This is a genomic window from Alteromonas sp. PRIM-21 (assembly GCF_027563165.1).
GTDB classification, from domain to species: Bacteria; Pseudomonadota; Gammaproteobacteria; order Enterobacterales; family Alteromonadaceae; genus Alteromonas; species Alteromonas macleodii_A.
The window spans coordinates 24822-34652 of the sequence record NZ_JADOEK010000021.1 but is presented as its reverse complement, the minus strand read 5'-3'; the positions used below and the strand labels follow the sequence as shown (position 1 = coordinate 34652).

At 39.7% G+C, this 9831-nt stretch carries 15 protein-coding genes and 1 pseudogene; 14 read left to right on the top strand and 2 right to left on the bottom strand.

The window, feature by feature from the left end; all coding sequences use genetic code 11:
• From IW644_RS19310 to IW644_RS19295, 4 genes are all read left to right on the top strand, one after another.
• Positions 1-233 (top strand): type II toxin-antitoxin system RelE/ParE family toxin (locus IW644_RS19310; RefSeq protein ID WP_269918277.1); only part of this gene is annotated, 233 nt, incomplete at its 5' end.
• Positions 234-357: 124 nt separating this feature from the next.
• The gene (locus IW644_RS19305; protein WP_269918970.1) at positions 358-735 is read left to right on the top strand and encodes a hypothetical protein; all 378 of its coding nucleotides are present in this window, start codon (positions 358-360) and stop codon (positions 733-735) included.
• Between the two features lie 506 nt (positions 736-1241).
• Positions 1242-1475, top strand: a complete 234-nt coding sequence (locus IW644_RS19300; RefSeq protein WP_269918969.1) for a ribbon-helix-helix domain-containing protein — start codon at positions 1242-1244, stop codon at positions 1473-1475.
• Positions 1462-1725, top strand: a complete 264-nt coding sequence (locus IW644_RS19295; protein ID WP_269918968.1) for a type II toxin-antitoxin system RelE family toxin — start codon at positions 1462-1464, stop codon at positions 1723-1725. The genes IW644_RS19300 and IW644_RS19295 overlap by 14 nt, the downstream gene beginning before the upstream one ends.
• A gap of 27 nt (positions 1726-1752) precedes the next feature.
• On the opposite strand, the pseudogene IW644_RS19290 reads toward IW644_RS19295, so the two are convergent.
• Positions 1753-2703: pseudogene (locus IW644_RS19290) on the bottom strand (IS110 family transposase).
• 413 nt (positions 2704-3116) lie between these two features.
• On the opposite strand from IW644_RS19290, the gene IW644_RS19285 reads away from it, so the two are divergent.
• From IW644_RS19285 to IW644_RS19250, 8 genes are all read left to right on the top strand, one after another.
• Entirely contained in the window at positions 3117-3833 is a 717-nt protein-coding gene (locus IW644_RS19285; RefSeq protein ID WP_269918967.1) for a hypothetical protein, read from the top strand.
• A 93-nt stretch (positions 3834-3926) separates the two neighbouring features.
• Positions 3927-4388, top strand: coding sequence for a hypothetical protein (locus IW644_RS19280; protein WP_269918966.1), 462 nt, complete (start codon positions 3927-3929; stop codon positions 4386-4388).
• A gap of 124 nt (positions 4389-4512) precedes the next feature.
• Positions 4513-5001, top strand: coding sequence for a hypothetical protein (locus tag IW644_RS19275; protein ID WP_179983597.1), 489 nt, complete (start codon positions 4513-4515; stop codon positions 4999-5001).
• 401 nt (positions 5002-5402) lie between these two features.
• Positions 5403-5792: a hypothetical protein gene (locus IW644_RS19270; protein ID WP_269918965.1), complete on the top strand. Its 390-nt coding sequence runs from the start codon at positions 5403-5405 to the stop codon at positions 5790-5792.
• Positions 5793-5873: 81 nt separating this feature from the next.
• The gene (locus IW644_RS19265; RefSeq protein WP_333473930.1) at positions 5874-6149 is read left to right on the top strand and encodes a GNAT family N-acetyltransferase; all 276 of its coding nucleotides are present in this window, start codon (positions 5874-5876) and stop codon (positions 6147-6149) included.
• Positions 6150-6274: 125 nt separating this feature from the next.
• Positions 6275-6640, top strand: coding sequence for a hypothetical protein (locus IW644_RS19260; protein ID WP_269918964.1), 366 nt, complete (start codon positions 6275-6277; stop codon positions 6638-6640).
• A gap of 99 nt (positions 6641-6739) precedes the next feature.
• Complete coding sequence (locus tag IW644_RS19255) at positions 6740-7306, top strand: flavodoxin family protein (protein ID WP_269918963.1); 567 nt, start codon at positions 6740-6742, stop codon at positions 7304-7306.
• A gap of 123 nt (positions 7307-7429) precedes the next feature.
• Positions 7430-7780 carry a hypothetical protein gene (locus IW644_RS19250; protein ID WP_269918962.1) on the top strand — a complete coding sequence of 117 codons (351 nt, stop codon included), beginning with the start codon at positions 7430-7432 and terminating at the stop codon, positions 7778-7780.
• A gap of 349 nt (positions 7781-8129) precedes the next feature.
• Here the strand turns inward: IW644_RS19250 and IW644_RS19245 are convergent, their stop codons facing one another.
• Entirely contained in the window at positions 8130-8429 is a 300-nt protein-coding gene (locus IW644_RS19245) for a hypothetical protein (RefSeq protein ID WP_269918961.1), read from the bottom strand.
• A gap of 321 nt (positions 8430-8750) precedes the next feature.
• On the opposite strand from IW644_RS19245, the gene IW644_RS19240 reads away from it, so the two are divergent.
• Together IW644_RS19240 and IW644_RS19235 are read left to right on the top strand one after the other, a co-directional pair.
• A complete protein-coding gene (locus tag IW644_RS19240; RefSeq protein ID WP_269918960.1) occupies positions 8751-9284 on the top strand; it encodes a DinB family protein in 534 nt (177 codons plus the stop codon).
• A gap of 286 nt (positions 9285-9570) precedes the next feature.
• Complete coding sequence (locus IW644_RS19235; protein ID WP_269918959.1) at positions 9571-9825, top strand: PspC domain-containing protein; 255 nt, start codon at positions 9571-9573, stop codon at positions 9823-9825.
• The last annotated feature ends 6 nt before the right edge of the window (positions 9826-9831 follow it).

Below are 9831 nucleotides of genomic sequence, written 5' to 3'. Positions count from 1 at the left end.
AAGAACAGTCATTGGGTTTGGGTCACGAATTTACTCAAGAACTCAAAGAAGCCATCGATTCAGTTAGCTCTTTGCCATCGGCATGGACAAAAATGGGGCAAACTCATCGGCGCTTTGTCTTAAGCAGATTCCCATACTCTATTATTTATAAAATTATCGAAAACAGGGAAATTAGTGTGGTAGCTATTATGCACAACCACCGAAAACCAGGGTATTGGCACGAACGCGGCTAACAATACGCTCAAGCCACTCCCTCCGGTCGCTGGGACGCTGCCATGTGGGCTGACTCACTTTGTTCGGATTATAGCCCACAGGCTAGCGCCCCTTAGCTTAAAGTTATGTAACAAGGAAAGTTTTATGAAAACCATATCAGTAAGCATTGATTCAAAACCTATTCAATCATTTTTTATGGTTGTTGGACTGTTGTTCTGGATTTCAGCTTGGTACATTTTTCAATCAACGAATACTACAACAGAATTCCTTTTCTCATTAAACGATATTCAAATTGAGTCCCTTGCATCAAAAAATATTGACCCAAATCAGTTGGTACTTAGCGGTGAAACACTTCGTGATATTACCAACCAGTTTAGCAACCACAGTAACTTCGGTGTTATCGGGATGGTAATTGCTGGGTGTTTTTTTCTTTTGTTAACGTTAGGTTTGTCTGTATTTAATGTTTCAGTGAACAACAAAGGTCACACTAATAAGCAAATGTCGCATAACAAGCCGCTGTAGTCGGTCGCCAGCTCCCTAGGACAATAACACGGGGGCTCAGTCGCTTCGCTCCAAATTTTAGCCCACGTGTTATTGCCCCTAAGAGAGGAGTTATATTGCTAGGTAGCATCGAGTGTTTTTGTTACTAAGAGTCACTTTTTAAGAAGAGTAAATTATGGAAGTTTTGGCGTTTATACTAGGAACTCTGGGGATGTCATTTGGAATATCCGGTTTTACCTTTGCCGTCCTTACAAAGAAAAGAGTAGACAAGCTAGAACGTGAACTTAAAGAGTCAAAAGAAAATAAGTCTAGTTAATATTTTTTTCATACAGGTGTTGTGGCATATAACGAACAAATTATGTCACTCGCTGCCGCTCGCTGGGACGCATACACGCGGGGCGGCTGCGCCATTATGCCCTACATGCCTGCGACCGTTATTGGAAAGTTAAGTACTCTTGAGCAAAAATTAGCCCTACCGACACTTTAACGCTATAATGTTTTAGTGTTACTTAAATGGAGACTTATTCATGAGTACTTTATCAAAACGATCAACCGTTTACTTCGAACCAGCAATTCATAATGCTTTGAAACTGCGGGCAGCATCATCAGACACTTCAATATCAGAACTGATTGATGAAGCAGTAAGACTCCTTATGAAAGAAGATCAAGAAGATTTGGCTGCGGTAAGACAAAGGGCCAAAGAGCCCGAAACTTCCTATGAGGACTTGCTAAACAGTTTGGAAGCTGATGGAAAAATATAGCGTCACTTTCAAGAAATCAGTAGCAAAAGATTTTAGGGCAATTCCGAAGTCGGACGTTAAAAAGATCCTCGCCAAAATCGACTTATTGGCTGAAAACCCGCGAATGGATGGAGCAATTAAGCTTAGTGGACTCGACTTGTATCGTATCCGGCAAGGTCTTTATAGAATTATTTATGAAATCCGAGAAACCGAGCTTGTAGTACAGGTGATAAAAATTGGGCATCGATCCGATGTTTATAAACGTACCTAACAAACGACTATGGCGTCAACCTTGAATTTAAACTGTTTTTTCTTCCCACATGACGCCATCTCTTACCATTGAATTTAAGATAGTCACCATCTTTCTCACGCAGGCGATTATGGTAACTTTTTTCGGTTTTCCCGCTTCAACTTAGCGCTCGTAAAACGCCTTAAATTTTTTATTACACTGCATGGCTGACATCATCGCCATAAATAGAACGGTGCGGACTTAGTGACGCCCTCCTTGAGTAACTTGCTTACCCTTATATTTACCACTTTCTTTATTCATCGGTGCGACGCCAACAAGTGATGCTACCTGTTTGCTATTCATCAAACCAAGTTCTGGTAGATAACTAATTAATGCTGCGGCTGATATTTTTCCTATGCCTGGCATACTCTGCACTAGCTCACTCTTCGCTCTGTATTCCGGGCAACTTTCTATCAGTTTTGCTAGCTCATCATTCATCTTATTTATTTGCTTATTCAAAAGTACAAGCATCGCTTTTATGTTGGGCTGAATGGCCTTTGACATAATCTGCAGACGATTCTTTTCCTTAGTTTGCATCTCTATTAACTGATTTCTACGCCTAACAATATCTGCCATCTTCTGCATATCCTCTGGCTTCAGCCTAGATAGCTTAGGTTGTATTACCTCACCGAATTGAGCTATCAACGCCGCATCCAACTTATCCGTCTTAGCTCTTTGTCCTATCGCTCCTGCAAAACGTTTTACGTGAACTGGATTGACTATGCTGAAAGGTATATCCGCCTTTGCACAAGCACTAACAAAAAGAGCCTCGTAACGACCTGTAGATTCAATTACAACACGTTCAATATTCAATTTTCGAAGACGTTTTGTTGCTTCTGCTACGCCTTTCTTGTCATTACTGACTTTGAAATATTCATTCAGTGGACGAATATGAATATCAAGAAAATCCTTTCCGGTATCTACACCCACGTTTATGTTTTGCACTGCGGTTTTATTCATAATAAGCTAACTCTGGTTTGCTAAATGCGAGCTCGGGGCCCAGTCGACTATTCGAGTATGTTGCTTGGAGTACCGTGTAGCGTTCGAGTTTGTTATCGGTCTCTCAAATGAGGAGCCACTCAATCGCCGAACTACCACACAGCCAACTTTGGTTGCAGCCAAAGTCTGGGCCTCACTTTACCCATCTTCGAAAAGGAATGTCGGTGTATTTAGGGAAGAATTATCCATACAACTCAATAAACTCGCTCGCGTTGCTCGCTGGGACAATTCCTCGCACGCGAATCCGATATTCTCGCGTGCAAGCAATTGCCCCTTATCGGGGTGTTATGCTCCATTTTCGCAAGCACTGAAACTTGCGGCTTTTTCGATTATTGACATGGAGTCACTTACTTGTGAAAAGGAATTTGAAAAAGATGTTGTCCTCTGAATCTAAGTTCTACTTACTGTTCTCACTTTTCATAACTTTCGTGGTTATCGGTGGTTTTGCTCTTCATTGGAGTTTTAATCCGTCCAGTTTAAGTAGAGTCTCAATGTGGATAGGCTTACACGGAACCTTTAGCGCCGCTTGGTATCTGTTGCTTATCAATCAAATTAGATTATCAAGCACCGGAAAGTATTCTGCACATAAAACTCTAGGGAAACTTAGCGTTTTTATTGTTATCGGAATTTTAGTTACAGGTTCTGTAATGGTTTTAGAGTTCTATCATCGCATGGCAGGATTCGGCGTGTTCAATCCCGAGGATGCCGAAGCAAGGATTCGTGCAGGTAGTTTCCTTGGCGGCGTTTTTCTTCAATGGTTAATTTTTTTGATACTTTATATTCTGGGTATTTTAAATATAAAGAACCAAGCACACCATAAACGACTCATGATTGCGGCAGCGATTATAATGATGCCTGAAGGGCTTAATCGGGCTATACACGTCTTAACTTTACCAAGTTATTCGATGTACATTTTCATGTCTTTAATTTACACCGTATTAATTTTTTATGATTGGAAAACTAAAAAACGTTTGTACGTAAGTACATTTTCGGCAGTCGTATTGTTTTGCGTGTTAGTTGTGGCTATGAATACTCTCTTTAAATCGCAAGCCTGGGGAGATTTTGCTGTAAAAGCAATCAATGTTTTATAGTGAATGGTGCATAACAATCACATTAAATCGCTTCGCTCGTATTTTAGCCCACGTATTACTGCCCCATATGTGGGTGTTATGTGTATTTAAAATATGAAGTTATTTTTAGTTATTCTCTTAACTATGCTCCTTTTGGGATGCGCAAAAGGTAGAGTAGACATCCTGAGTAAAGAAGGTGAATTGTTAGGCTCCTGCACAGCTGAATTCAATTGGCATTGGCATGGCGTACAAGACTCCGTTGACTACATTTTATATCTTTGTGCTAAAGGGCACCTTGAAAACGGAAAGGTCATATCCGACCCAACTATATTAGAAAACGATTATGGCTTACCTTCTCCACCCAATGGTCAAACATGGAACAAACGGAGTGCGTATGAAAGCTATAAATCAGGCCATCTCTCCGAGCAGAAGTATGGTTATATCTTAGCTGCTATAGAATACGAATATATATTAAGTGCGGAAAAAGCTCGAAAACAATTGGATTCAGGTGTTATAACCAAAAAACAATATGAACAACTGGTCTACGAAGCGGCGGTTTTGTTTAATGGCAAGTAAAGCTTATAACAAGGCGCTCAACTCTTACCCTGCGGTCGCTGGAGAGCTCACACGCAGGGTTGCTTCGCTATTATGCCCTAAGTATTATCACCCCTTATTTAAAAGTTAGCTAAACAAGGAAGTTATGAGTCGTTTTCTATTATTGGTATTAAATATCCTAGCTTTTAAGGCTGCAGCATGTTCCTTCGCTCCAGCGTTTGATGATTTCGTAATATCCGAAAATTCTTCAGATGAAGTTACTACACCAACTTTTAAAGTTGATTCAATTCACAGAGGAACAGATGATGGAAATCATGGTTCATGTTCTGATGCGGGCTTTATCAATTTAAAACTAGAGACTTTACCTTCTCATGAACAAGGTTATATCTTTAAAATTGTTGAAGGTGAATTTGAAGATCAGCTTTTTTACGAATCCCCTGTCGTACCATCGAAGTTTATGGAAAATGAAAAGCTATTTAGTTTTCTTTGGTTAGACGGGAGTTATGAGGAACAAGAACCCATAAATATTTTGGTTCAGATTATTGCTGTATCTCGTTCTGGGAATAAAAGTGAACCTCAACTATTAAAAATAACTCACCCTGGTATACAAAAACCTTGGTGGAAGGTTTGGTAGCAAAGTATAGCTTACAAGCCAATTAAGACGGGTCGTTATATGCCCATCACCTCATTTGCAAAAAAAGGAATTATGATGTTTTATTTTGAAGTTATTCTCTTTATCTTTTTTATTTTTTTATTAGTTTCGGATACAGGAAAAATAACCGGAATATGATGTTACTCGGCTCATTTTGTCTTTTTCTCTCTCTATCCGTGGAGCCATTTGTTGATGGTGTTCACAAGGGGTTCGCTGAAAAGTCTCACGACTTAAAACAAAACAAAGTTACTGGGTAACCAATCAAGGGCATATAACAAGCCGCTGAAGTTTGCACACTGCGTTTTATTGCTGGCCCCCTGCACTTCGCTTGTTACTATAGCCAGCAATAATCTGCCCTTAAGCGAGTGTTAGGAGACCAAGGTATGTATCAGGTTAAAAGGATTTTTTGGTTTATACCGCTGAGTGTTTTGATTCCCTCGTTTTGTGCCGCAGGGATCTACCTCTTATTGGCTCGACTAGAGATTAATTCTTTTGATACTGCCTATTTTGTATTTTCTTATCCAGTGGTTGGCATTAGCTCATTTTTAATCTACTGGTTTTTTGCTAGAGGTTTGAATTCGAAACCATATAGCCATGGATTTATCGTTTATATATTCAGTGCGATGATTCTGAATGTTTTTTTATCCGTGGTAATGAAGCAAATATATACTTCTCCGACGCTATATTTTGATTTTATTATTTCTGTTTCGGTGATGCTCATTGCAATAAAAGTTGGTTATCGAAAAAAGGATGTTTCAGGTGAGGTCTCCTAACAAGAGCATATTTGCGTTCACTGACGCTCTTTGGGACGTTTTTTATAAGCTGGCATTAGGTACTGTGAGGTTAATTAACATATGGAGCATGAATTGATTAGGCAAGTTCAACCTGAAGATTATGAGAGTATTGAAAAAATATATAACCATTATGTTTCAAATACCTCTGTTACGTTTGAAGAAACGACCGTTTCAAGCACCGACATTCAAAATAGAGTAGAAAAATCACGTAGTACCAATCTTCCGTGGCTCGTTATGAAAATCAGTGGTTCTATCGTCGGTTATGCGTACGCTACCAAATCTTGCAAGTGTCGCATTGCACGAGAAACTGGGTATGAAAAAAGTTGCTCACTTTAGCAATGTCGGTTTTAAGTTTGATAAGTGGTTGGACGTCGGCTATTGGCAGTTGAAACTGCGCACCTAACAAAAAACAAACCACTCACTTCGTAAAAATTATGTGACCAAAGGAAATCAAAAATAAGGTGAAGTTTTCAAGTATAGCTTTTTCTCTTTTGTTACTAGCGGGTTGCACGACTGGTCGCTTAGAGTATATGACTCCAGAAGGAGAGACCAAATTCGCTTGTGAAGTGGAATATACTTGGAAACCTAGCGTAGACAAATATGCCGTCGAGTACATTTTAAGTTATTGTGCAAAACAGGCAGCCGAAAAAGGTAATACTGTAATTCGAAGAGAGCTACTCGAATTAGACTTGTCCATTCCGAAGCCACCTAAAGGTAAGCAATGGAGCTTCGAATTAGCAAAATCGCTACATGAGCAAGAGAAAATCAACGATAAGCAATACGGCTACATAGTTGCGCACTTGGATTTAGGCCATGACAAAAGTTAATGCTTTGGAAATATTACATAACAAAAAATATGCCCTGCGTGCTATCGCCCTTTATTTAAAAGTTACGTTTCTCGATGGTAGTTTTGGAATTTTAGTACAATGTTAAATATCGGACTTGTTTATTTTACTAACACAGACGTAACCGGCCAATTAATGCGAGCTGTAATAACAGAGCTTGAGGCTTATGGTTGTCAACTCATCACCCACAAGATTGAAGGCAATCAGATTATAGATGGCCGGTTTCAAAACCCCGACCTCTTTTCAAAATTACATAAATGCCATGCGATCGTTTTTGGCTCACCAACCTACATGGGCAGTGTATCCGCTCAATTCAAAGCTTTTGCCGACGCCACAAGTGATTTCTGGGCTGAACAAAAGTGGTCGGGTAAGCTAGCCGCGGGTGTTACGTCAGGCACTGGGCTTAATGGAGATCAGTCTTCCTCACTTGCATACATGCAGGTATTGGCCAGTCAACACGGAATGCTTTGGGTTAATCTGGACGCCCCTTATCACGACACAGCAAAAGGCGTAAATAGGCTAGGTTGTCATTCAGGTGTTACAGCGCAAAGCTTGGACGGTTCAGTTAACGAAATAGATTTAAAAACCGCGACTTATCTTGCTAGAAAACTTATTGATTATGCAGAAAAGTTTAACAATGAAATCTAAAGAACGCGCAAGACGCTCTTCGCTTCGCGGGGCGCTGGGACACATATCCGCAGGGCGGCTTCGCCACTTTCGACTCACGTTTCCGCCCCTTAGCTTAGTGCTATAACGATAAGGAACATCACTATGCTTCTTACACCGAAAAATATAAAATCAACAACTATAATGTCAGTTGTAATGGCATTAACGCTTTTTTTCATGCGTGGCTTTTATTCAGAAGTCGAGATAACCCCTATTAACTTAATGCCTTATTTGCTATCAGCTTTTTGTGGCGTTGTTTTAGCTTTTTTGTACTTAACACTGTTCCCAAGCCAAAGGAAAAATAGTTTTCTCACATTTTTTATACCTGGTATTGCCTTAATAATTGTATTGCTTCTAACGGGCTTAGCTAATTTATGGCTAATAGATGAGTTAACGATTATGTTAGCTTTTATATTTGGCGGACAGGAAATTTCAAAGCCTATTGAAAAGTCATAGTAAAAAGCTGTTCAAGCGAGACTGCTAAAGAGAATGTTTAAATGGAACTATTTTTTGCAAACCTGGTAACAATTGTATTCTTCATTACGGGGTATAAGCTCATTGAAAAAGCAATTTTTCCAATGCCCTCCACTCTGCTTAAAATTGCACTCTATTCACTTTTGATCTTCAGTTGTTTAGGCATTACATCGTTTCTTTTTGCTATCGCTATCGGACTATGTTTACCAAATACATACCCAGTCACTTTTTCATACAAAGCGCTGTTTATTTGCCCTATCATTACCATCTACTTTTCATTTAAAATGATACAAAGCAAAAGACTGCTTTCTGCACCCACGTCACAAGTACATTAATACTTGCTGCGCATGCCAAGGACAAAATCACCTGGGCTCCCTACACTTCGTTTGGTATTGTAGCCCGTGTATTTTTCCCTTTGTTTGGGTACTTCGCGACTTTGGCCCACTTCTGCGCGCCAAAGCTCAGCATTAGGTGCTTCACGGATATGAGCTTCGAAAGATTTCAAAAACATCGACACATCGTAGAAGATAATATGGTTTGCGTATCTTATGACCGCTTTACGACAAAGTTTGAAGTGAAGATCGGTGGCACTATTGCTTACTCTAAGTATTTTTGTTTCTGGCCTAGGCATAACGCTACCGTTCAAATCGGTTCTAGTTCTTATGCGCTCAGTGTATATTGGTTTTTTATCTGGGGAGCGTCTTTAAAAAAGGACGATACAGTTGTTGTAAAAGAGCTACTGCCTAAACGCCGTAGGCGTTCTATTTCACTTCTAGTCTATGGTGTTTTTATTCTTTTACTTAGGGCTGCTTTTGTTGTTTTTGCTCCATAGTACCTAACAACAAAGTTATGTCGCCCGCAGGCGGTTTGGGGCACAAATTCATGCGCGGTTTCGCCATTATGCCTTCCGTGCCTACGCCCTTTATTTTAAAGTTATGCCCAAGTTCAGATTATGTCTTTGAAAAGCAATTTCACATTAATGGCTGAGTACAATAAATGGATAAATGAGTCCATTTGCTCGGCTGCGTCACATTTAAGTAGAGATTCACTTTCAGAAAACAAAGGCGCTTTCTTTGGTTCCATTATCGGAACCCTTAATCATATATTAATCGCCGATGTCATTTGGCTAAAACGATTTGCGTCTCATCCCTCAAATTTTAGTTCATTGCATAGCCTTGCAATGACGCCATTACCAGAAAAGCTCGATTCAATACTGTTTAGCGACTTTGAAAAGCTAAAAAATGAGAGAGCCCGATTAGATGGCGTAATTCTGGAATTTGTTTATCAGCTCAGCGATGAGCGTTTGGACAGTGATTTATCCTATCAAAATTCAAATGGCATCCCTTTCAAAAAGCCTTTTTCGCACCTCATACAACACTTTTTTAACCATCAAACTCATCATCGAGGTCAAATTTCTACATTACTTTTTCAGTCTGGTATAGATTTAGGTGTCACAGATTTGTTGGCGAAAATACCCAATGCGTAAGAAGTATAATAAGGCTCGCGAAGGGACACATAGATACAGCGGTTTTGTCGATAATCCCCAAATATCTGCTTCTATCATTTAAAAGTTAGGTACTCATAAACAGAAATCAGCTCAACTGATGTTCTGATGTTACCTTAGTAGAGACTTATTTATGAGTACTTTATTAAAACAAACAAGCGTCTACTTCGAGTCTGCGCTTAGTATTTTAGCTTGCTAGCTGTCATTTGTGTCTTGTAATCTGTAAGCTAGTTGCTAAGATTTTTTTCTTCATGAAACAGGAGGTTTTATGCCACATAGGGAATTCTCAGTTCTCACTCGCGGAGAACACGGCATTATCGCAGGTGTATGCTCAGGTCTTTCTCGATATTATGGACTCCGTAAAGCGGGGCTTCGGATAGCGTTTCTTATATCTTCCTTTTTCTTCGTTTTACCAGTTTTTTTATATATTGTTCTGTGGCTAATTTTGCCTAAGTACCCAACTACTCAGGCAATGGCTCGACAGCTTCGAAGACAAAGTGGTCGTTTAGGGAAAAACAATTAGCAAGGA

Coding starts and splice junctions, on each gene's coding strand:
- IW644_RS19275 (WP_179983597.1), top strand. CDS start 4,513: ATGAGTCGTTTTCTATTATTGGTATTAAATATCCTAGCTTTTAAGGCT.
- IW644_RS19305 (WP_269918970.1), top strand. CDS start 358: ATGAAAACCATATCAGTAAGCATTGATTCAAAACCTATTCAATCATTT.
- IW644_RS19245 (WP_269918961.1), bottom strand. CDS start 8,429: ATGCCTAGGCCAGAAACAAAAATACTTAGAGTAAGCAATAGTGCCACC.
- IW644_RS19250 (WP_269918962.1), top strand. CDS start 7,430: ATGCTTCTTACACCGAAAAATATAAAATCAACAACTATAATGTCAGTT.
- IW644_RS19270 (WP_269918965.1), top strand. CDS start 5,403: ATGTATCAGGTTAAAAGGATTTTTTGGTTTATACCGCTGAGTGTTTTG.
- IW644_RS19295 (WP_269918968.1), top strand. CDS start 1,462: ATGGAAAAATATAGCGTCACTTTCAAGAAATCAGTAGCAAAAGATTTT.
- IW644_RS19255 (WP_269918963.1), top strand. CDS start 6,740: ATGTTAAATATCGGACTTGTTTATTTTACTAACACAGACGTAACCGGC.
- IW644_RS19280 (WP_269918966.1), top strand. CDS start 3,927: ATGAAGTTATTTTTAGTTATTCTCTTAACTATGCTCCTTTTGGGATGC.
- IW644_RS19240 (WP_269918960.1), top strand. CDS start 8,751: ATGTCTTTGAAAAGCAATTTCACATTAATGGCTGAGTACAATAAATGG.
- IW644_RS19285 (WP_269918967.1), top strand. CDS start 3,117: ATGTTGTCCTCTGAATCTAAGTTCTACTTACTGTTCTCACTTTTCATA.
- IW644_RS19265 (WP_333473930.1), top strand. CDS start 5,874: ATGGAGCATGAATTGATTAGGCAAGTTCAACCTGAAGATTATGAGAGT.
- IW644_RS19300 (WP_269918969.1), top strand. CDS start 1,242: ATGAGTACTTTATCAAAACGATCAACCGTTTACTTCGAACCAGCAATT.
- IW644_RS19235 (WP_269918959.1), top strand. CDS start 9,571: ATGCCACATAGGGAATTCTCAGTTCTCACTCGCGGAGAACACGGCATT.